This is a genomic window from Paenarthrobacter sp. R1 (genome assembly GCF_030264015.1).
GTDB lineage: Bacteria > Actinomycetota > Actinomycetes > Actinomycetales > Micrococcaceae > Arthrobacter > Arthrobacter ureafaciens.
The window spans coordinates 2,653,206-2,673,542 of sequence record NZ_CP127115.1 but is presented as its reverse complement, the minus strand read 5'-3'; the positions used below and the strand labels follow the sequence as shown (position 1 = coordinate 2,673,542).

The following is a 20,337-nucleotide window of genomic DNA, read 5'->3' as shown; positions in this document are numbered from 1 at the left end:
GTCGTCCTTAGGCACCGAACACCACCGCGAAGTCATCGGGGTCGTAACCGGGTGTCAGTGTGGGTTGTGGCCTCGGAGCTGCCAAATGCTCCTGGACCTTTTGGAAGACTTCCTCGGTTCGCGGCCGAAGATAGGGAGCCATAGAGGAAACTTGCTGGTGCCGGCTGACAGCCATGATTTCAGGCAGGGTCAGGTTTGGGTCGGAGACCATGCGGTTGATGGTGGTGTGCCTGAAATCGTGCAATGACCAGTCCGTATCCAGGACGGCGTTTGCGCGTTGCAGCATTCGTCGGGCAGCGTGATAGGTCAATGGGCGGGGTTTGCCGTGGAGAGCCCGCCAGATCAATTGGCCAGGTTGTGGTGTTCCGTGCTCGTGGAAGTAGGCCGCGAGATACTGCAGGGACTCTGGTGAGACTGGCACCGGTTCGAGCAGACGGGATCCTTTAGATACAACCCATACGCGCTGCCCGGGCCAGTCGACTTGGTCGCCGTGGACGCCGAGCAGTTCGCTGGCGCGGGCCCCGGAGGATACGTACATACTCACGAGGGCGCGGTCACGGTCGGTGCGCAGTGCGCCCATCAAGTCATCAAGAAGCGCATCCGGGATCGAACGGGGCGCTACTTCGGACTTCTTCTGCCGCAGCGGGGCCCGATTTGCCCGTGGCAGTGTTTCGGTCCGACCCCGCCGGACCATTCGTTTCCGTCCGGCGGGCTCAGGGACCGGGTTTATCAGCGGGCCACGCCCGAACCGCGCATGGTAGGAATAAAAGGACGAAATCACCGACAGTGCGTGATTGATCGTCGACGGCGCATAACCGTCGGCCAAAGGACGTTTACCTGTGCGCTGATTCCTGCCCCTCTGACCGGTCCCCCGCCGCTGAGGATTTACCGCCGAACGCATCCACCCCACGAGGATCTCGACCTCCGAGCGCGTCGCTTGTTCCCACGGAATACCCAGCAGGCCCAGAATCCGCCACCACCTGAGCAGGTCGTTGCCGTAAGAGCGCACCGTCCAAGGGCTCATGTCACTCAGAACTAGATCACGCAGGAAAAGTGAGACGTCCTCAATCTCTGCCCCGTCGTCGCCCACGACGACGAAGGGCATGAGACCCTCCGTTCTCGGGACTACCGCGCCTACCGCGAGCAGTCCAATTTTTCCCTCAAGCAATTTCAACCGAACGTCGTCCACGAGCATCACCTCTCCGGAGAACCTTCCTCCAGACTCTACTGATGAAGTTCAGTTAACAGGCCAGAGTCCATGGCTTTATTGTTTTCGATGACCTCCCGGCGTGCGGCCTTTTCCTCCTCGGTCATGCCTCCTGCCGGGGCTTTGCCGTCCTTCCGCAGTCCACGTTCCTTCCAGTCCGCGACGGCGAACCTTGTCATCAAGCCGCTGTATCCGATGCCGATGTATACCGCATCCGCGTCCGTCTCGCTGAGGCGTTCGCCCTCGTGGGTGGTCAGTGCGGAGATCAGGGCGGCGGCTCCCTTGTACTCGTAGTAGCTGGGGTCTTGTTCCAGCACGGTGAGGCCTTTAGCGGCAGCCTCGGCGCAGGCTTCGGCGAGCAGGGCGTTGTTCTTGCGCTCGTCGCGGAGCCGCTGCGCCCGGTGGGCGAAGTTGCCGGGGTTCTCAGTGGCGAGGCGTTCGAGCGTGGCCACGGCGTCGGCGTCGTCGGCGAATTCCTCGATCACTGCTGACTGTTCCAGTGTCAGGCCTTGGTCCAGTGCCTGGGCAGCGGTGGCGTTCGCTTTGACCTTCAGCGCGGTTTCCACCACTGCTTTCTTGGCTCCCATCTTCCGGGCGATGACGCTGGCACTCACTCCCAGCAGTGCCATTTGGTGGAAGGCTTCGGCGCGGTCGCCGTCAGTGAGTTCGCTGCGGTGGTCGTTCTCGACTACCTGCGTGGCGAGTCGTTCCGCTTCCTCGGGGGTGGCCCCGACGAGCACGGGAATGCTCGCTGCCCCGGCCTCTATGGCTCCGAGGGTGCGGCGCTGCCCCATCAGGACATGCACGGTTCCGTCCTCGGTCCGGTGGGCGACGACGGGCACGAGCACGCCGTGTTCTTTGATGCTGGCTACGAACTCTTTGGTGAGTCCGGCTTCTTTTCGGACGTTGGTGTCCACGGTCAGGGTGGTGGGGTCGAGCATTTCGAGCGTGGGTGTTGCGTTCATGGTTGTGTGTCCTTTGCAGAGGATTGGTGAGGGAGGGGTGTGACCCGGCCAGCTGATTGGGTTCCTCCCCCGATGCTTCTATGTCTTGTCAAGCGTCGGGGGTGGGGTGCGGGCTGACCGACGGGCTTCCCCGTCGCCTCGTTGTTTGTCGGTGGGTGGGGCGCTCGTGGTGAGTGGCCAGCTCCCCTCTCCCCCGCCGTTGTTTTGGCTGCTGGCGAAGCTTGCGGAGCTGTGCCCGACGGAGGCCTGTCTACCCATGGGGCAAGGGACGTGAAATTCCCGGAGGAAATCAGCGACGCAGGAGCGCCGCAGGGACATTTCCTGCACCGCAGGCCCCGACGAAGGAGGGGCTAGACGGGCCGGAGCGGGCACGTACAATCCGAAGGACAGCAGCCAAAACGTCGCAGACGAGGACAGGGCCAGGGCGTGCAGGAGCTCTGCGACGGCGCGCCCTGGACCTAACAGCCGGTCACGGAGCGAAGCGGAGTGGCCGCCCGAAAGGGTGCGAGCCTTGCGAGCAGGATCTCGGCTCCTGAGTAGGGTTGGGGCATGACTGATCCGGCACCGCTGCCCGGAACCGACCGGGGTCATCGCGGGCTTAGGTGGTTCCGTCTTCTGGCGGTGCTGTTCACCATCGCCGCAGCTGCCTCGCTCGTGCTGGTGGCCATCGATTTGTTCATCGGACGGCCTGCGGCGGGGGATCTGTTTATCACCGGGCTAAACGCCCTGGCTGCCGCGGTGCTGTGGCGCGAGTTGGCCAAACAACCAGGCGAGTGACTGTTGGCTTGACGGTTTCCACCACCATGCAGTCCGTCCGTTGAAATTTTGCCGGAAGCCATGGGTATCGATGCACCCAGGCGGGGCGCGTGGCCGGTGGGACGCCCCGTCCTGAGATGGCGGAAGAGCCGGCACCATTATGGTGCCGGCTCTTCCTGTTTTCCCTCAGCAAAAGGAAAATCGTGGCGCAGCGTCATCGCTGCAGGGGGTTAGAGGTCTTGTGGGTTTTTCTCCCAAGAGATGTCCACGACGGTGGCATTGGGTTCCGCGGTGAGCATGCTCAGTTCCAGGATGTCTTCGGCATGAGTATTGCCGGAGGGGGCATCTTCTTCGGTAAGGACGAAGTCGTGGCTCATGTGGCTGCTCCCTGGCATTCGTGGACGGTATGGTTCTTCCACTGTAGCCCGACGGCCCGGTCTCTTGCGTTTGCCGTGTTGCTTCGCCCGCGTCAGCGTTGATCGGCGGCCGGAGGAGCGCCAGCGGGGGAGGCCGCCGACGCGCCTGTGGGCCGGAACCGATGCCGGTCCCGGCCCCTTCATGGTTAGCGTTTCTTGTAGGCTGTGGCCTCCTCGGCGGCGACTGGGGCGATCCTGCCTTGGCCGATGATTTCTTCCATGAGTTCAGCGAGCCGGTACCCGGGGACGTCTTCCAGCGCGGCGGTAAAGTGCTCCGCGGCGACAGATGATTGACCCTTGAGGTAGTAGAGCCAGCCGATCACGGTCAGCAGCGGCGCCCGGTACCCTTCCGGGGCTGCGGTGATCAGTTCCTGGGCCGCTTTCTCGGCTCGGTCCACCCGGGCCCAATCCGGGGCGATGCCGTCGCCGAGGAGCAAGTATCCGCTGCCGTCGGCGTCGATTCGTTCGGGTTCGATGATGTTGCACATCAGGGTGTCCCGCAGGCTCGCAAACTGGAAGCATGCCAGCAGCTGCACTGCGGTTTCCGGGCTGACCGGTCGGCCCTGTTCGATGGTCTGGTTCCACAGTTCGCGGGCGTTGATCTCCTCGCTGTACTGCAGCACGTGCCCTGCATGTTCGATCTGTTCGGCGGTGTCGGCCGGTCCGTTGAACGGGGCGAAGGTGGTGCCGGGGGCGTCTTTGTAGCTGCTGCCACGGTAGATCATTTCGGCGTTCAGGTGTCCGTCCGTGATGGAGTCCAAGGACTCGATGGGGCAGCACCTCAGGTCATCGCACAGCAGGTTCTTCCAGTGCTCGGAAGTGACCAGCCATGCATCTTTGAGCGGCATTCCTGCGGCGTCGAGTGTTTCGACGATCGCCTCGATGTGCTCGTTGAACGGGCGGGGCGCCCCGACACTGGCGGGCTGGTCGGTGTAGACGGCCAGCACGGCAGCGTTCGCTACGGTGTCCAGTGCGAGATAGTCGGCCATGGCCCGGGCGAAACCTGCCGCATTGGTGTCCGTGGGGGCGTCGACACGCAGTGTCGCGCCGAGCATGTTCCCACGCATGGTGATGAACACGAAGGACTCCCGGGGTGCGAACCCGAGGGTGTGAGGGACGAAGCTGAGGATATCGGCAGGGCTGCTGATGCGGAGTTCGTTGGTCAAGATTCAAGTCCTTTGCTGAGGATTCGGTGGGTGGGGCGCTCGTGGTGAGTGGCCAGCTCCCCTCTCCCCCGCCGTTGTTTTGGCTGCTGGCGAAGCTTGCGGAGCTGTGCCCGACGGAGGCCTGTCTACCCATGGGGCAAGGGACGGGAAATTCCCGGAGGAAATCAGCGACGCAGGAGCGCCGCAGGGAAATTCACGGCACGCAGGCCCCGACGAAGGAGGGGCTAGACGGGCCGGAGCGGGCACGTACAATCCGAAGGACAGCAGCCAAAACGTCGCAGACGAGGACAGGGCCAGGGCGTGCAGGAGCTCTGCGACGGCGCGCCCTGGACCTAACAGCCGGTCACGGAGCGAAGCGGAGTGGCCGCCCTTTTCCCGGTTCGCCCTGGCGAGCCGCTCCCCCGACCCCGGCGGTCACCCGAGGCGAGGATCGCGGCCGGTGCCACGCGCCACAGACAGGACCCGAGTGCAGGCTGTGCCTCGGCGGTCCGCCGCCGGCAACCACCCACTAGAGCCGCCACGACGGCGGACCGCCAGCGGTGACCGGCCCTGTCACCGGACCGGTCACCATTCGGGAGGTTAGGCCGCTAGAAGCTCGCTGATCTCGGCCGCGTCAGTGACCAGGATTGCTCCGCCGTCTCTCAGGAGCCGGTGGCATCCTGCGGAGTTCGCGCTGTGCACACTGCCTGGGACGGCCGCAACATGCCGGGCGATGGTCTCGGCCTGGTGCGCTGTGTGCAGGGCGCCGGAACGCCACCGGGCCTCCACGACGCAGGTCACCCCCGCCAGTGCCGCAATGATCCTGCCGCGCTGGAGGAACCTGTAGCGCGTGGGCGCGGTACTCGGGGGCTGTTCGGACACCGTCAGGCCGTTGGCCCGGATGGCCGCGGCGAGGTCGGCGTTCCCGGACGGGTAGTCGCGGTCAAGGCCGCCGGCGGCGACGGCGATCGTCGCGGCCCCGTCGCCGCTGAACCCGGCAAGGGCGGCGCGGTGGGCGTGGGCGTCGATGCCGTAGCCGAGTCCTGAGATGACGCAGATGCCGCGTTGGGCCAGCTGGTGGGCGATGTCGCCGGTCACGGCCGCGCCGTAGCTGGTGGAATCCCGGGACCCGGTCAGCGCGACGGACCGTTCCGGGGCCGGGATGCCGTGGGTGATGTTTCCCCGGTACCAGAGCCCGTACGGTGCATCAGGCAGATCATCGAGGCCGGTCGGCCAGTGCTCGTCGCCGGGGATGAGGAAGCCGCCACCGAGGTGCTCGATCTCGGCGAGGTCCCGCTCGGGGTCGACGTCGGGCAGCCGGGGTGCCCAGCGGTTCAACGCTTCGGTGAGGTCGACGTCGGTGATGTGCCGGAAGGTGTGGGCGGGCTGGTCACCGGTAGCGACGCGGAGGGCGGCGTAGGCGCCGAGAGTGCCGACGAGGGTGCGGCCGGTGACGTCCTGCGGGTCGAACAGTCGGGTCAGGGCGGCGCGTGCGATGCGGTCGTTCATGGTGTGTGTCCTTTGCTGAGGATTCGGTGGGTGGGGCGCTCGTGGTGAGTGGCCAGCTCCCCTCTCCCCCGCCGTTGTTTTGGCTGCTGGCGAAGCTTGCGGAGCTGTGCCCGACGGAGGCCTGTCTACCCATGGGGCAAGGGACGTGAAATTCCCGGAGGAAATCAGCGACGCAGGAGCGCCGCAGGGAAATTCACGGCACGCAGGCCCCGACGAAGGAGGGGCTAGACGGGCCGGAGCGGGCACGTACAATCCGAAGGACAGCAGCCAAAGACAAGAAGGACGCTTCTACAGCCCGAGCGCAGCGAGGACGTATTCCTGGTGCGGGCTGCCGCGCCGGCAGTCTCGGCCCTCTGGGATGGGTTGGTCAGCTGCCGCCGGTTCCAGGGCTCAGATGCCGGTAGATGGTTCCGCGGGAGACGCCGAGCGTCTCAGCGATTTCCCGGACCGTGTAGATTTTTTGGTCGTACATTGACCGGGCCTGCTGGGTTTTCGTTGGGGTCATTTTGACCCTGCCGCCGCCAGTCCGGCCTCTGGCCCGCGCAGCAGCCAAGCCGTCTTGGGTTCGTTCGACGATGAGGTCGTGCTCGAACTCGGCGATGGCGGCGAGAAGATGGAAGAACAGCCTGCCACCAGGTGTGGTTGTGTCGATGCCTTGGGAGATGGCCTTCAGTCCAACCCCGTGGTCTTGGAGCCACTGGGCGAGGTCTTTGAGGTTGCGTACGGATCGGCCGAGTCGGTCGAGCTTGGTGACGACGAGGGTGTCACCGGGTCGGAGGTAGTCCAGGGCCGTATCGAGTGAAGCCCTCCTGGCCAGCACGCCTGAGGCCTGGTCAACGAAGATTTTCTCGCAGCCGGCGGCTACCAGCGCGTCTGTCTGGCTGTCGGGGTTTTGATCCCGTGTGGAGACCCGTGCGTATCCGACCATGGCCACGGCGACAATGTACCGCAAACGCCCCTGACGGAACATAGCTCCCTGACACGGGCCATGGAACTGTGGGTTTTGGCGGTGCTTGGCGGCGTTCGGTTGTCGCTATGTGTCGTGTCTGCCTATCAGCTGACCGCTGACAGTAGTGCGTTCGTGCGGAGTCATTCGGGGTTGACGTGCCGGGCCAAGGGCCAGTTTCTACCCGGTTATGTGGTCGTTGCCGCGCATTCGAACGGCGACCACCAGGCCGGAGGCGGCTGTGAGTGCAGCGACGGTCGCGATGGCTGCGGGAATCCCATACAGATCTGCGAGAAGACCTGACAGGAGTGCGCCAATGGCGAAGCCGCCGTCACGCCAGAGCCGGTAGACCCCGACGGAGCGGGCCCGCCAGGTGGGGTGTGCGACGTCCCCGATGGCGGCGAGGAGGGCGGGGTAGACCATGGCCGTTCCGAGCCCGAGGAGGACTGCGGCGATGAGCCAGGGCCCGAAGCTGTGGGCTGCGGCGACTATTGCGAGTCCCGCGGCTTGAACGAGCATGCCGGTCACAATGAACCATTTGCGGCCCCACCGGTCTGAGGCGGCACCGGTGAAGAGCTGCCCGGCGCCCCAGACCGCAGGGTAAACGGCGGCCAGGATCCCTACCTGGTTCAGGTTTAGCCCGGAGCTGACGAAGAGGACCGGAAAGAGGCCCCAGGCGAGGCCGTCGTTGAGGTTGTTCACCAGTCCTGCCTGGCTGGCTGCGGAGAGTGAGCGGTCTTTGAAGCTGGTGAGGGTGAAAACCTGTCCTGTGGTGAGGCCGGCGTCGGCACTCTTGTATGCACTTACGTGCTGGGAGGCTTCCGTCTTGGCATGGTGGTGGGTTTCGCGAATGGTCAGGACTGACAGGCCTAACCCGAGGGCGATGTAGGCGGCGCCGAGGAGGAACGGGCCGGGCCGGAGCCCGTACGCGGAGGCGATGTACCCGGTGGCGAGGGCGGTGACGGCGACTCCGAGGTAGCCTGCCGCTTCGTTCAGACCCATGGCGAGGCCGCGCTGTTTCGGGCCAACGAGGTCCATTTTCATGATGACGGCCGTGGACCAGGTCAGGCCTTGGCTGATGCCGAGGAACACGTTCGCCGCAACGATCCATCCCCACGACGGGCCGAAGATGAGCATGAGCGGAACAGGGATTGCTACAAGCCAGCCCGTGACGAGGACGGGTTTGCGGCCGTACCGGTCAGAGAGTGTTCCCGCGAAGTAGTTCATCGCGGCCTTGGACAGGCCGAACGCGAGGATGTAGGTCAGGGCACTTGTATACAGGTCCAGATGGAATGTTTGGGAAGCGAGCAGGGGCAGCACGGTGCGCTCCTGGCCCAGCGTCCCTCCCACCAGGGCGTTGACTGCCACCAGCAGCATGAACTGCGCCAGGTTCTGTCGCAGGCCCAGTGCGAAACGGGTGGAGTCCAGGGTGCTTCCCGCCTTTGTTCTGGCCATTCCTAGGTGCTCGCTTTCGTGCGGGGGACATAAAGGTGCCCGGACGCGTGGCGGAACGCGTCCGGGCGGGCCCGGGCGGGAGGGGGGTCCTGCCCTGGCGGTCTTAGGGGTTTACTTTGCTGAGACGGTGTTCTGTCGGGTCTGCTGGAAGGCGTCCCAGGCGGCGTAGCTGCCGTCGAGTTCGACGACGTCGTATCCGGCGCGGCGCAGGGCGCTGGCTGCCACGGAGTTCCGGACGCCGGACTGGCAGTAGGTCACGATGGTTCCGTCCGTGGGGAGCTTGTCCAAGTGCCACATGATCCGGCCGCCGCTGAGCTGGTACGAGCCGGGGATGTTCCCGGCGATGTGTTCGCTGCGGTTGCGGACATCCACGACCAAGGCGGCGTCAAAGCCCTGCAGCTCTTCTGGCTGGATCAGCTTCGGCGTAGTCATGGGGAGCCCTTCGATGCTGGTCACGTAACCGGCGACGTTATCGATGCCGACCCGGACCAAGTGGTCCCACATGTCCATGGCCTGTTCCTGGTCTGCCGCGAGCAGTACCAACGGGTTCTTGTCCGTCTCGGGGTTTACTACCCAGGCGCCGTAGCTGGCCACGGACTTGCCGGCCGGTACGTTCAGGGAACGGGTGACCGTGCCTTCGTGGACCTCGCTGTTGGGCCGGGTGTCGATGAACGTGACTTTGTCCGCCGCCAGGTCCTTTGCGACGTCAGCGGTCTCCAGTTCCTCGAGCGGAGCGCGTTCTCCCATGACGGCGGGGCCTTCACGGTTTTCCCGCTTCATCCGGCCGAAGTAGGCGTGGGCGTCGGGCTGGCCGTCGAGGAGCTCGTCGATGAAGCCCTGCTCGTCATTGGCTGCGAGGTAGGGGCCCCACCAGGAGTAGAGCCGCTCGTAGCCCACGGTGGAGGAGGGGATGGCGCCCAAGGCCTTGCCGCAGGCGCTGCCGGCGCCGTGGGCGGGGTGGACCTGCACGTAGTCCGGCAGGGTCAGGAACTTATCCCGCAGGCTGGCGAAGAGTTGCTTGGCGCCTTCGAAGCGGGTGTCGATCCCGCCGGCTGCCTCGTCCAGCAGGTCCGGCCGGCCCAGGTCGCCGGAGAAGACGAAGTCACCGGAGAGCAAGTAGCCGGGCTGGTCGCTGAACGCACCGTCGGTGACCAGGAATGACAGGTGCTCGGGGGTGTGGCCCGGGGTGTGCACGGCCTGGACGCTGATGTTGCCGATGGTGATCTTGTCACCGTCGTAAAGGCGTTCGCCGTCGAATTCGTACTGCCAGTCCGGCCCGCCCTCACCGGAGACGTAGATCTTCGCGCCGGTGGCAGCGGCCAGCTCGCGGGTTCCTGAGAGGTAGTCCGCGTGGATGTGGGTTTCGGTGACGGCCACGATCTTCATGCCGTTCTTCTCAGCCAGGTCCTGGTAGACCGCAATGTCGCGGCGGCCGTCAACGACGATGGCGGTGCCGTTGGCCTGGCAACCGATCAGGTAGCTGGCCTGGGCGAGGTCTTCATCGTAAATGCGCTCGATAAGCATCTGGTGTTCTCCTTCATGGAGTGGGTGTCTTGGGGGGGATTGATTTAAGTGTAATACCCCGGGGGGTATAGCACAATGAGGGATGTGCGCCGGGCAAACGGTACGTGTGCTAGGCCTGCTGGTGGTTTTCGGAAGGCGGGTGTGTCCGATAAACGGTGGATCTGGTTTGGCGTTCATTAGTTGATTCGGCCTTCGAATGCGATCGCGAACGCGTTCAGCGCCGGCTTCCATCTCGTCGCCCAGCGTGCCCTGCCGCGCCCGGTCGGGTCAAGCGAGCGGGTCACGAGGTAGAGGCATTTCAGCGCGGCGGCGTCGTTCGGGAAGTGCCCGCGCGCCCGGACTGCTCTGCGGTACCGGGCGTTGAGTGACTCGATCGCGTTCGTGCTGCAGATGATCCGGCGGATTTCCACGTCCCAGTCCAGGAACGGCACGAACTCGGACCAGGCGTTCTGCCAGAGCTTGCTGATCGCCGGATACTGTTGACCCCATTTCGCGTCGAACTCCACGAATCGCTCACGAGCGGCCGCTTCGGTCGGCGCCGTGTAGACAGGACGCAGGTCCTTGCCCATCTCTTCCCAGTAGTGGCGGGACGCGAACCGGAACGTGTTGCGGATCAGATGGATGATGCAGGTCTGCACCGTCGCGAGCGGCCAGGCGGTGTTGATCGATTCCGGCAGACCCTTCAGCCCGTCACAGACGACGATGCACACGTCCTCGGCGCCACGGTTCTTGATCTCCGTCAACACGCCGAGCCAGAACTTCGCCCCCTCCCCGCCATCGCCGGCCCAGATCCCGAGGATGTCGCGCTCCCCGTTCACAGTAACGCCCACGGCGATATAGAACGGCTTGTTCCGCACCTGGCCGTCTCGGACCTTCACCACCAGAGCATCGATGAACACCACCGGGTAGACGCGATCCAGCGGACGGTTCTGCCATTCGGTCATCTCCTCGATGACCTTGTCGGTGATCCTCGAGATCGTGTCCTTCGACACCGACGCCCCGTAGACATCGTCGAAGTGCGCCGCGACCTCGCCGGTCGTCAGCCCCCGCGCGGTCAACGACAGCACGATCTCATCGACGCCGGTCAGGCGCCGCTGCCGCTTCTTGACGATCTTCGGTTCGAACGACCCCTCACGGTCTCTGGGAACGTCGATCTCGACGGGACCGACCTCGGTCAGCACCGTCTTCGATCGGATCCCGTTGCGAGCGTTCTCGGCGATCGTGTTGCCGTGCTTCTCGTAGCCAAGATGCTCGGTCATCTCCGCCTCGAGCGCTGTCTCCAGCACCCGCTTGGTGAGCCCGTTCAGCACCCCGTCGGGGCCGACGAGGTCGACACCCTGTTCCTTCGCCTGCTTCAGCAGCTGCTCCGCGAGCTGCTGCTCATCGATGATCTCTCCCGTCACAGGATCGATCATCTCGATGACATCGGTCATCGCCCTTCCTTTCGGTCAGGCCAGACCAGATCCACCGTTAATCAGACAGTCCCCTCTTCATTGAGTCGGCTGGTTTGTAGCAGATACGGTCGTTTTAGGCAGCCGACCTCCCTGCTTCGCGAAGTCGCCTGGTTTCATGACTTACGGCGGGTGCCGGCTCCCGGGACAGCTCTGGCGGCGATGGCTGCAAGGTCACGGGCCGGTCCGGGCGGTGGTGTGGGGCCGGTCTGCCAGATGGCGGTCAGGGTGCGGCGCAGGGGTAGCCCGCGGACGGGAACGGCGATGAGCCGTTGCAGGGCAAGGTCGTCGCGGACGGCCAGTGCGCTGAGTACTCCGGGGGCTGTGCCGGCTGCGATGGCGGAGCGGACGGCAGCTGTCGTGGAGAGTTCCACCAGCGGATCTGCCAGGGGCGGGGCCCCTGCGGTGGTGAGCAGGTGTTCGAGGGCGTCCCGGGTTCCGCTGCCGTGTTCCCGGGTGACCAGCGCGGTTGTAGCCAGTTCGGCTGCTGTGACGGGGGTCCGGCGCCGGGCCCAGGGGTGGTCCGGGGCGACGACCAGGACCATGTCATCGTTCTGTACCGCCGCTGCGCTCAGGTCCGGGGGGAGGTGCGGGCTTTCGATGAAGCCGATGGCTGCCTGTCCGGATCGGACCAGGGCTACGGTGGCTTCACTGTTGTTCACCGTCAGCTCCACGACGGTGGGGACGAGTCCGAGGCTCTCCTGCTGGCGGCGCAGCGCGACCAGCCAGAGCGGCAGCAGGTGTTCGGCGATGGTCTGGCTGGCCGCGACCTTCAGTTGCCGGGCGGTGTCGGATCGGAGCGAGGCGATTCCGGCGTCCAGGCGTTCCGCGGCTGCGAGGACCTCCGCCGCCCACCCTGCGACCAGTGCACCTGATTCTGTCAGGGTGGATCCCCGCGGTGTCCGGGTCAGCAGGGCGGATCCGATCTGGGACTCCAGGGAACGCATCCGGGAGGAGACAGCCTGCTGGGACAGTCCAAGGCGTTTCCCGGCGGCGGAGAGGGATCCCAGATCATGGACCGCGGCGAGCATTTCCAGGGCGGAGAGATCCGGTATCCGGGGGCTGAGCATCGGGGAATCTCCTTCAGAAACGTCACATGTGATACAAGTCCGGCTTGTACCCTGACAAGTGTATGCCCCCTACTGCGGCAGGTCCCGGTCCGGGAGCATGGAAGGTATGGAATCTCTGCTGCTGACCGCCGACGAACACCACTCCACACCACCGGCACAGACCCATGGTCGCCGTACTGGGGGCCGGCGCGTCCTGCGCCGTCTGGATAGGTCCTCGGAGCTGTTCGCGAACCTGACCCCGAACTGGTTCGCCTCCATCATGGGTACCGGGATCGTCGCGACCGCGGCCGCGACGCTGCCCCTGCAGTTTCCCGGCCTGCGCACTGGCGCCACCGTCGTCTGGGCTCTGGCGTCCCTGCTGCTGATCCTGCTGAGTGCCGCGACCGGGGTGCACTGGATCCGGCACCGGGAAACCGCCCGAAGCCACCACGGCCATCCGGTGATGGCGCACTTCTACGGCGCACCGCCCATGGCGTTGCTCACCGTCGGCGCCGGTACCCTGCTGCTGGGCAAAGACGTCCTGGGCGAACAGCTGGCACTCGGCATCGATGCGGTGCTGTGGATCGCCGGGACCCTGCTGGGGCTGGCCAGCGCCGTCGCTGTCCCGTACCTGCAGTTCACCCGGCATCAGGTCACACAGGACAGTGCGTTCGGCGGCTGGCTTATGCCCGTCGTCCCGCCCATGGTTTCGGCTTCCACCGGGGCCCTGCTGCTGCCCTACGTCCCGGCCGGGCAAGCACGCCTGACCCTGCTGATGGGCTGCTACGCGATGTTCGGACTGAGCCTGCTGGCCTCCATCATCATCACCACACTGATCTGGAACCGCCTCGCCGGGCACAAGATCGGGGCCGCCGCGGCCGTTCCCACCTTGTGGATCGTGCTGGGCCCGCTGGGCCAGTCCATCACCGCCGCGAACCTCCTGGGCGGGAACGCCCACCTCGCCGTGTCCGGGACCCTGGCCCGGGCGATGGAAGCCTTCGGCGTCTTGTACGGGGTGCCGGTTCTGGGCTTCGCGCTCATGTGGGCCGGCCTCGCAACCGCCATCACGATCCGCACCGCCCGTCAGGGCCTGCCGTTCTCCCTGACCTGGTGGTCCTTCACCTTCCCCATCGGAACCTGCGTCACCGGCCTGACCGGCGTCGCCGCCCACACCCACCTCGCCGTGTTCGATGCAATGGCCGTCGCAGGCTACACCCTGCTGGTCGCCGCGTGGATCATCGTCGCCGCGCGGACCTTCCACGGCAGCATCCTCGAAGGCACCCTCTTCCAGAAGCCCGCAACGACCGCACCGTAGGCGGGCCGCAGCGAACCAGCAACCCCTCACGCAAACAAGCAACCATTCACAGCGCCCGAAGGTGGCCTCATGAAACCCCGGACAACACCCGGTTCACAGCAACGCTCACCCACCAACACAAAAGGGTCCAGGTCGCCCGCCCGATTGCAGCGGCCACTGATCGCCGTCGGCGTGCCACTCCTCCTCGCAGCCGGCGCGCTCACCTACGGGCTCACCGCAAACGGCACCGGCCAACCGACCCCGTCAGCAGAGAAGGGCCCGACCATGATCGAAGGAGTCATCAGCTATGCCGGCCTGAGCAGGAACCACGTCCAGACCGCGGTGACCTATCCGCAACGTCCCGGCGTCGGCGGAGACCACTCACCGGTGTGGACGAACTGCGGAGCATACGACCGGCCCGTGCAGGAAACCCGGGCAGTGCACTCCCTTGAACACGGTGCCGTCTGGATCAGCTACCAACCCGGGCTTCCCGCCGATGACATCGCCAAACTCGCCCGGCTTGCAACCAACCAGAGCCACGTGTTGGTCAGTCCCTTCCCCGGACAGGGATCCCTCATCGAAGCAACCGCCTGGGGAAAGCAACTAAGCGTCACAGACCCGGCAGATCCGCGGCTGTTCGCATTCATCAAAGCATTTCAGCAGGGTCCGCAGACACCCGAACCCGGCGAGACCTGCAGCGGCGGAGTCAACGGATAAATCAGGAGACATACCGCCGCTCGACCGGTCAGCCCCCAACGCGCGCTGTCCCATGAACTGCCGCTCACCCGTTGATGGCTCCCGGGCGGGACGACAAACCGCCAATCTAAACTGCGATTTAACCGCCAACTCCGACTAAAAGTCACACTCAAAGGCCGACGGATCCCAGACCACCGACTTGCAGCGCGACGCGCTCCTGGCCGCCGGCATCGACGCCGGCTCGCTCTACGAAGACCTGGCCTCCGGAAAGAAAGACAACCGACCCCAGCTCGCGGCATGCCTCAAAGCCCTGCGGCACGGGGACACCCTGGTGGTCTGGAAGCTCGACCGGCTCGGCCGGGACCTGCGGCACCTGGTCAACATCGTTCACGACCTGACCGAACGCGGCATCGGACTCAAGGTCCTCACCGGGCAGGGCGCCGCCATCGACACCACCACAGCCTCCGGAAAACTCGTCTTCGGAATCTTCGCCGCCCTCGCCGAATTCGAACGCGAACTCATCTCCGAACGAACCCTCGCCGGACTGGCCTCCGCCCGGGCCCGAGGCCGCAACGGCGGCAGACCCTACAAAATGAGCCCGGCGAAGCTCCGCTTGGCCATGGCATCCATGGGCAAGCCCGGCACCAAAGTCAGCGAACTCTGTACCGAGCTTGGCATCACACGCCAGACCCTTTACCGGCACGTCTCACCCACAGGAGAACTGCGTGCTGACGGTCGGAAGCTGCTATCGCGATAGCCATTGGTCCGGGATGGGGATGTAACGGGCGTTGTGTCGCTTTCTTTGGTGCAGCGAACGCACCCGGAGGGACAGACCAGCATGACCGACGATGACATGACGGCCCCTGTCCGGTGAAGGGACCGTTTGTTGATGTCCTTCTATGATGCGTTTCGCGAAGCCGGGGTGCGCTTGTCTGCTGCGGCAGTGGCCAGCTCGGCTTCGGAACTCTGTTAGGCCCGCTCGTAGGGGGTTACGGCCTTGCTTTCTACGCGGTCGATGTCCTGCTGCAGGACTTTCGAGATATCCGTCCAGTTCCAAGGGAGATCGCCATCGTCGATACGGTCCCATTGGGAATCGAGGTAAGCCTTGAACACCTTTGCCCGGGACAACCGATCCTTGATGGTGTAGGCATCATGTATGTCCTCTCGGACGGAACGATCTGTTATTGGTGTATCGACGATGATGGCGTCTACATACGTGAAGAATCCTAAGAGCGTCCTCACGGTATAGACTCCGGCGCTGGTGACCCTATAGAAAATGCGGTCTCGGTTTTCTATAGACCGCGGGGTGCTCTCTAACAACCGTTCTCTGATGCACTGGTCCAAGGCTTCCTTGGTTTGAAGATCCGTGAAACCAAGTAGTTGACTGAAGGCAAATATTTCTGCGGCGTCAACAAACCCTTCACCAGAAACTTGGTCTCCGCGTGATTGGGAGAAGGAAACTATGAGGGGGATCAAGAAGTGTGCCCGGCCGTCAGAGTCGCGCAGCCGCAGGACGTTTGCGATGTCCGAAGCCGACGGATCAAAGTGCTCATGATCTTTGTAGAGCAGAGCACGGAGAAACTCGTGCACGGGCACATCGTACCGTCCGAAGCGATCAATAATTTCCAACATCTTGCCTGTGGCGACATGGCTTGACCCAATGAAGTCGGAAACGAACTGGAGGGCGAGTCGCATGTTGCCTGAGGCCATGTTGTCTATGAGAGACATCAAGCCCTTGTTCGTCCGTAGGTTTTCTTCGAACATCCGGAGGAAGGTTTCAAGCTTCTCGCTGCTTACGGATACGTTGGCCGGCAGGAGGCCGCCTTGGCTTATTCCGTGCATGTTCCTAAGGGCAAACTGGATTCGTTTGGTTAGTACCACGTCGGCGCGGGGCGGGGCGATGGTAAAAACGCGTGACTGATAGCCCGACAAAGCTCCAGTTCTTTTCGATTGGTAGAACGTTTCTGGCCTGAGGGTCACGAAGACGGTGGCATTCCACGTGCTTGCAAGCTCGTTTGAGATCAGAAAGACCTGGTCCTGGTCGTCGGTGCTTCTCTGGTCCACGTTGTCAAGGAAAACGACAACTTGTTTTCGCCTTGAGGTTTGAATGTTCTTGATACTTGCCGCGATGTGCCCCGGGCGGTCATCCACTAACTTCTGCAGGAACTGCAGCCGAGCGATCTTGTACGCCTTCTCATCAATCTCCCGTAGCTGGCCGGACGGAGATGAATCAAACTCCTTAAGTGCACGCCGATGAACCGACTGTGCGAAGGAGTTGTCATTCAATGATGTACCAAGAAGATCCGATAACTGTCTGATCGTCTCAGTCAGCACGTGCTCTCGGAGGTCGGCAAGTGTAGTGCTAGAACCAAAGTCGATGTAGACGGTAAATGCCTGGGAAAAGAGTTCCACCGCGTCCACGTGTACCAGCCGTTGTATGAACGTGCTCTTACCGACGCCAACATCGCCGAGGAGGACGATAGGCCGACGGTTGGTTGCTGTGGCCAGCATGTCCCGGGTTAGCTGAGGAGCTAATCCCCTTTTTCCTTGAGCTGGGACGGCTTCTGTTGTGCCCTCATAGTCGAGCGCGGCGTATCTACTTTCGAGGATGTTTTTACTGATCGACGCATGTTGCGACAGAGCACCGCTGGTGGCATAGCAGTCCCGAAGGAACTGGTCTCGCATGTCCCCAATCTTTGCCAAGTCCTCAAGGAATAAATCCCCAAGTATTTCCAGGTCAGCCTGCAGCTCGTTCCTTCGCTTCATTCCTGGATAAACCGGAAGACGCGCCGACAGAGGCAGCGGGGGTTGGCTGACGGTCGTTACGAGGCGTTGAAGGAGTGTTCGATTGTCGATGCCCTCTGGGCTGGCAGCATCCCATAAAGCCCGAAAGTTCGTCCGCATGTCCTCGAGGCTCGTAAACACCAACGCCTTGCCATCGGACTGCGGGACACCGTCGACCCTGGCTCCGATGAACAATATGAGTTGATGTCCGTTGGAGACACCGGCGATTTGTATGCCGTTAGAACTGGCATACTCCATCGCCTGCTGCACGGCATCAGAAAGTGCTTTGGCTTCCGCTCCATGTGTCAGGGATTTCAAGCTATGCACGCCGTGCTTTACCCCGGCAGGAAGACTGAAGGTTATGTTCTCCCGCTTTGCTTCTATAAGAAATTGCCGTGCAGGAAACCCCAGCGCATAGTCGATACGCCCAGTGCCAGCTTTGTCTTCGCACACCACCGCATGATCGTCCCAAGTCAGGACATCCCGGACGATGGTGTCGATTACTTGGTAGCGAGTGGTTGCTTCATTTCGATCCGTGGCTTGGCGCTCGTTCTCAGCATCAATGAGCGCGGTCAGAGCCTCAAGGCCAGCGTCAAACTTGTCGGACACTATTTATCCCCAATTTTTAGGTCGAGCGGTGATGTCGCTCCAACCAACCCGGAAGAAGGTTGTTCCCAGCTAATCCGTTGGATCCTAGCATTGAAGCTTGCGCCTGCCGTTGAATCAGGCGAGAGAACCGAAAGCCACGTCTGGCATCCAAGGAAGGTGAAACTGCAAGTCATTTGCCGAGTTGCAGTTGGGGGACCTCCACCACCTGATCAGTCGTGCGGGGCTTTCGGGCTCCTCGACTCCTACCCGGGCATGGGCAAGTGCCCGAAATACCTGCGCCCGTTGATCGACCCCCTTTCGCGCTGAACGATGCGCCAAACAGCGCCGCAAAAACACCGCCATTTATCGCCGCGAGTCACAATGGAACACAACACCCCGGACACCGATGCGGTCCGGGGTGTTGTGTTGTGAACGGCCGTTATCGGACGGAGCGGCGCAACTAGCCTCACTTGGACAAGTAGCGAGCGTATGAACTGCTTAGGCTAGAGATTTGCTGCTTCGGTCATCCGCGAGATCTTTGCCTTCGTTTCTCGGTAGAGGTCGATGTTTCCGGGGTTTGGTACCGGGATCCAAGGAATGTTCTCACGCGCCGCTATGCGCAGAGCTACAGCCTCCGCTTCCTTGATCTGGTAGGTGACGCTCTTTCGTTCCGGCTCGGTGATTTTGAAGAGTGCCCGCTTGTTCTCGTATCCCCAGCTCCAGGTGAGCATCTTCTTGTCCTCCAACTGGTCCAAGAAGTCTCCCAAGTGCATTTGCCGGTGGACTCTGTACGGATCCTTCAGCGCCATGTTCTGCTCCATCGTTTGGTTGCTCCGCCACCGCATTGTGTCGGTCGCGCTCTGCCAGCGTATCGACCGGCAGCCGTGGCCTGTTGCCCGGATACGCAGTCTCCGTGCCGTTCGTGGCCGCGCCGGCACGCAGAGAATCAGGGATTCAGATGCAGCGGGGTGTCCCATCGCTCGTAGCCCTCATCTACTGAGCCCTGCGCATATAGGGTGCTGCGCTTGGGGATTTTCCTTCTGAGCCTGTCCCACAAGCCATGTTCTTTGTACACAATGGTGATTGTCTCAACGCTGCTGGAAGGGCTAACGGAGACGAGTTCTGTGTCCCCCCTGCGATACACCTTCATAGGAAAGCCGGCTGCACTTGCAACTCCAAACTGGAGCCCAGAGCACATCTGGCCGTACTCAAATCGCCGTATCTGCGCTGGCTTTCGGTGGATGCGCTCCAGTCTCCAGTAGCCTCCGCCGACGGCCGTAAACGTCCATGGCGATTCCATACCGACTTGACGCCAGTCGAGATAGGCCACCGCCAGAGCAGTAAGGGCGATTCCGGTTCCGAAAATGCTCACGATCAGCGCCCACAGCGCGAGAATGTCTCCAGTGTCTGTCACAGTTCAAGCGATTCCATGTTGGTTCCTATCCATCATTGCCATGACCGATGTCTACCTAACTCCAGCGTTCTAGGTGGGCGCTCACGGTCGGCGCTCCTTTTGCCAGAGCGGTTCGGTAGTCGAGAGCCTTATCGCGTTGCAGTCTCCCGAGTACAACCACTGGATGAACGCCTATCCGCTGCGCAGTGGAATCGATCCACCCCCTACGCACGGCTGCTGGCGGGGCAGGGAGCCCTCCTGGAATTTGCCATTCGCCAGCTTTCTCGTCGGCCGCCAGCTCCGTCGGTTCCCTGGATGACTCTTCGTCAATTACGAGGTGTTCGGGTGTCACATGCCCTAGGACGATGTGTGCCACCTCGTGAAGCAAAGTGAAGAGGACGACATCGAGTCGTTTTCCTCGGCCTGATAGAGCGATTACCGGTTGTCGGTTGTCGTCGTCAAGAAGAAAAGAGGCACCGTTCAGCTTGCTTCCAGGGAATGCTTCGACGTAGACGAGACGTACTCCAACGGCAGCGAATTCAGCAGGAAGTTTTGCGAAATTATCTGGGACCGAAACCAAGGCGGACACTCGTTCGGCCAGCTTCGTGAGTCCTTCTGCGTCGTATTCGCTGACCGCAAGCTTTTGCGCATGCTTTCGAGCACAGGCCAGCCATGCCTTTTGAGTCGGGGTGGGTTCTTCATCGCGGTTAGAACGACGTGCTGCTGCAAGAAAGCGCGGAGTGTCTTCAATGTGTTCGATCTGGAACAGATCGATCAGTTCACTTTGCTGCTCGGCCAAAGATCTGCCAGTCAGGATGCCGCGCTTAAGAAGTAGAGACACCGGGGCCAGTTCGTTCATCCGAGCACGGAGCTTTACCTCATCCAAGTCCTTGCGGGTGGCGACATTCTGAGACTGACTCCACAGAAGATATGAATTCTGAAGGTTTAGCCAGTACTCCGGGCCAGTGCCAAGAGCTGCCCCGATCTGAGCCGCAGACTCTCGGGTGATTTCCTTCTTGCCGGCAATTATCTCCGAAACGAACTGCGCCGGGCGTCCGAGAATTTGGGCGAAGTCGTTCTGGGACCAATGACGTGCTTCAAGCTCCTCGGAAAGAAAATCCCCAGGAGGGAAAGCTTCAATTAGCTCGGGGGCCATAGC

The 20,337-nt window shown here is 62.8% G+C and carries 18 protein-coding genes; 4 read left to right on the top strand and 14 right to left on the bottom strand.

Annotation, left to right across the window (positions count from 1 at the left end; all coding sequences use genetic code 11):
• Nucleotides 1-7: 7 nt before the first annotated feature.
• Both QN084_RS13020 and QN084_RS13015 read right to left on the bottom strand, forming a co-directional pair.
• Nucleotides 8-1,105 carry a tyrosine-type recombinase/integrase gene (locus tag QN084_RS13020; RefSeq protein ID WP_069695298.1) on the bottom strand — a complete coding sequence of 366 codons (1,098 nt, stop codon included), beginning with the start codon at nucleotides 1,103-1,105 and terminating at the stop codon, nucleotides 8-10.
• A 119-nt stretch (nucleotides 1,106-1,224) separates the two neighbouring features.
• Nucleotides 1,225-2,172: a ParB/RepB/Spo0J family partition protein gene (locus tag QN084_RS13015; protein WP_285750104.1), complete on the bottom strand. Its 948-nt coding sequence runs from the start codon at nucleotides 2,170-2,172 to the stop codon at nucleotides 1,225-1,227.
• Between the two features lie 549 nt (nucleotides 2,173-2,721).
• Between QN084_RS13015 and QN084_RS13010 the strand changes: the two genes are divergently transcribed.
• Nucleotides 2,722-2,949, top strand: a complete 228-nt coding sequence (locus tag QN084_RS13010; protein WP_069695256.1) for a hypothetical protein — start codon at nucleotides 2,722-2,724, stop codon at nucleotides 2,947-2,949.
• 209 nt (nucleotides 2,950-3,158) lie between these two features.
• Here the strand turns inward: QN084_RS13010 and QN084_RS13005 are convergent, their stop codons facing one another.
• From QN084_RS13005 to QN084_RS12970, 8 genes are all read right to left on the bottom strand, one after another.
• The gene (locus tag QN084_RS13005) at nucleotides 3,159-3,305 is read right to left on the bottom strand and encodes a hypothetical protein (RefSeq protein ID WP_170828538.1); all 147 of its coding nucleotides are present in this window, start codon (nucleotides 3,303-3,305) and stop codon (nucleotides 3,159-3,161) included.
• 185 nt (nucleotides 3,306-3,490) lie between these two features.
• The gene (locus QN084_RS13000; protein ID WP_069695257.1) at nucleotides 3,491-4,510 is read right to left on the bottom strand and encodes a DUF4192 domain-containing protein; all 1,020 of its coding nucleotides are present in this window, start codon (nucleotides 4,508-4,510) and stop codon (nucleotides 3,491-3,493) included.
• Between the two features lie 579 nt (nucleotides 4,511-5,089).
• On the bottom strand, nucleotides 5,090-5,998 hold the full coding sequence (gene dprA, locus QN084_RS12995) for a DNA-processing protein DprA (RefSeq protein ID WP_069695258.1): 909 nt from the start codon (nucleotides 5,996-5,998) through the stop codon (nucleotides 5,090-5,092).
• Nucleotides 5,999-6,365: 367 nt separating this feature from the next.
• Entirely contained in the window at nucleotides 6,366-6,968 is a 603-nt protein-coding gene (locus tag QN084_RS12990) for a recombinase family protein (RefSeq protein WP_285750096.1), read from the bottom strand.
• A 156-nt stretch (nucleotides 6,969-7,124) separates the two neighbouring features.
• Nucleotides 7,125-8,399 carry an MFS transporter gene (locus QN084_RS12985; RefSeq protein WP_069695259.1) on the bottom strand — a complete coding sequence of 425 codons (1,275 nt, stop codon included), beginning with the start codon at nucleotides 8,397-8,399 and terminating at the stop codon, nucleotides 7,125-7,127.
• 111 nt (nucleotides 8,400-8,510) lie between these two features.
• Nucleotides 8,511-9,923: an MBL fold metallo-hydrolase gene (locus tag QN084_RS12980; protein ID WP_069695260.1), complete on the bottom strand. Its 1,413-nt coding sequence runs from the start codon at nucleotides 9,921-9,923 to the stop codon at nucleotides 8,511-8,513.
• 176 nt (nucleotides 9,924-10,099) lie between these two features.
• Nucleotides 10,100-11,338 carry an IS256 family transposase gene (locus QN084_RS12975; protein ID WP_168529793.1) on the bottom strand — a complete coding sequence of 413 codons (1,239 nt, stop codon included), beginning with the start codon at nucleotides 11,336-11,338 and terminating at the stop codon, nucleotides 10,100-10,102.
• 152 nt (nucleotides 11,339-11,490) lie between these two features.
• Entirely contained in the window at nucleotides 11,491-12,444 is a 954-nt protein-coding gene (locus tag QN084_RS12970; RefSeq protein WP_168529529.1) for a LysR family transcriptional regulator, read from the bottom strand.
• A gap of 106 nt (nucleotides 12,445-12,550) precedes the next feature.
• Here QN084_RS12970 and QN084_RS12965 point away from each other — a divergent pair, with 106 nt between their 5' ends.
• The 3 genes from QN084_RS12965 (at nucleotide 12,551) to QN084_RS12955 (ending at nucleotide 15,170) form a co-directional block, all read left to right on the top strand.
• Complete coding sequence (locus tag QN084_RS12965; RefSeq protein ID WP_069695267.1) at nucleotides 12,551-13,738, top strand: TDT family transporter; 1,188 nt, start codon at nucleotides 12,551-12,553, stop codon at nucleotides 13,736-13,738.
• 69 nt (nucleotides 13,739-13,807) lie between these two features.
• Entirely contained in the window at nucleotides 13,808-14,434 is a 627-nt protein-coding gene (locus QN084_RS12960) for a thioredoxin-like domain-containing protein (RefSeq protein ID WP_069695268.1), read from the top strand.
• A gap of 178 nt (nucleotides 14,435-14,612) precedes the next feature.
• Entirely contained in the window at nucleotides 14,613-15,170 is a 558-nt protein-coding gene (locus tag QN084_RS12955; RefSeq protein ID WP_069695269.1) for a recombinase family protein, read from the top strand.
• Between the two features lie 212 nt (nucleotides 15,171-15,382).
• On the opposite strand, the gene QN084_RS12950 is transcribed toward QN084_RS12955, so the two are convergent.
• The 4 genes from QN084_RS12950 to QN084_RS12935 form a co-directional block, all read right to left on the bottom strand.
• Nucleotides 15,383-17,806: an ATP-binding protein gene (locus QN084_RS12950; RefSeq protein ID WP_069695270.1), complete on the bottom strand. Its 2,424-nt coding sequence runs from the start codon at nucleotides 17,804-17,806 to the stop codon at nucleotides 15,383-15,385.
• A gap of 482 nt (nucleotides 17,807-18,288) precedes the next feature.
• Nucleotides 18,289-18,594 (bottom strand): hypothetical protein, encoded by a 306-nt coding sequence (locus QN084_RS12945; RefSeq protein WP_069695271.1) that lies wholly within the window; start codon nucleotides 18,592-18,594, stop codon nucleotides 18,289-18,291.
• 137 nt (nucleotides 18,595-18,731) lie between these two features.
• Entirely contained in the window at nucleotides 18,732-19,199 is a 468-nt protein-coding gene (locus tag QN084_RS12940; RefSeq protein WP_069695272.1) for a hypothetical protein, read from the bottom strand.
• Between the two features lie 55 nt (nucleotides 19,200-19,254).
• Nucleotides 19,255-20,334 carry a HigA family addiction module antitoxin gene (locus tag QN084_RS12935; RefSeq protein WP_069695273.1) on the bottom strand — a complete coding sequence of 360 codons (1,080 nt, stop codon included), beginning with the start codon at nucleotides 20,332-20,334 and terminating at the stop codon, nucleotides 19,255-19,257.
• Between the last annotated feature and the right edge of the window lie 3 nt (nucleotides 20,335-20,337).

Excerpts from the sequence above, each read along its gene's own strand:
- QN084_RS13020 (WP_069695298.1), bottom strand. The coding sequence starts at position 1,105 with ATGCCCTTCGTCGTCGTGGGCGACGACGGGGCAGAGATTGAGGACGTC.
- QN084_RS13015 (WP_285750104.1), bottom strand. The coding sequence starts at position 2,172 with ATGAACGCAACACCCACGCTCGAAATGCTCGACCCCACCACCCTGACC.
- QN084_RS13010 (WP_069695256.1), top strand. The coding sequence starts at position 2,722 with ATGACTGATCCGGCACCGCTGCCCGGAACCGACCGGGGTCATCGCGGG.
- QN084_RS13005 (WP_170828538.1), bottom strand. The coding sequence starts at position 3,305 with ATGAGCCACGACTTCGTCCTTACCGAAGAAGATGCCCCCTCCGGCAAT.
- dprA (WP_069695258.1), bottom strand. The coding sequence starts at position 5,998 with ATGAACGACCGCATCGCACGCGCCGCCCTGACCCGACTGTTCGACCCG.
- QN084_RS12990 (WP_285750096.1), bottom strand. The coding sequence starts at position 6,968 with ATGTTCCGTCAGGGGCGTTTGCGGTACATTGTCGCCGTGGCCATGGTC.
- QN084_RS12985 (WP_069695259.1), bottom strand. The coding sequence starts at position 8,399 with ATGGCCAGAACAAAGGCGGGAAGCACCCTGGACTCCACCCGTTTCGCA.
- QN084_RS12980 (WP_069695260.1), bottom strand. The coding sequence starts at position 9,923 with ATGCTTATCGAGCGCATTTACGATGAAGACCTCGCCCAGGCCAGCTAC.
- QN084_RS12975 (WP_168529793.1), bottom strand. The coding sequence starts at position 11,338 with ATGATCGATCCTGTGACGGGAGAGATCATCGATGAGCAGCAGCTCGCG.
- QN084_RS12970 (WP_168529529.1), bottom strand. The coding sequence starts at position 12,444 with ATGCTCAGCCCCCGGATACCGGATCTCTCCGCCCTGGAAATGCTCGCC.
- QN084_RS12965 (WP_069695267.1), top strand. The coding sequence starts at position 12,551 with ATGGAATCTCTGCTGCTGACCGCCGACGAACACCACTCCACACCACCG.
- QN084_RS12960 (WP_069695268.1), top strand. The coding sequence starts at position 13,808 with ATGAAACCCCGGACAACACCCGGTTCACAGCAACGCTCACCCACCAAC.
- QN084_RS12945 (WP_069695271.1), bottom strand. The coding sequence starts at position 18,594 with ATGGCGCTGAAGGATCCGTACAGAGTCCACCGGCAAATGCACTTGGGA.
- QN084_RS12935 (WP_069695273.1), bottom strand. The coding sequence starts at position 20,334 with ATGGCCCCCGAGCTAATTGAAGCTTTCCCTCCTGGGGATTTTCTTTCC.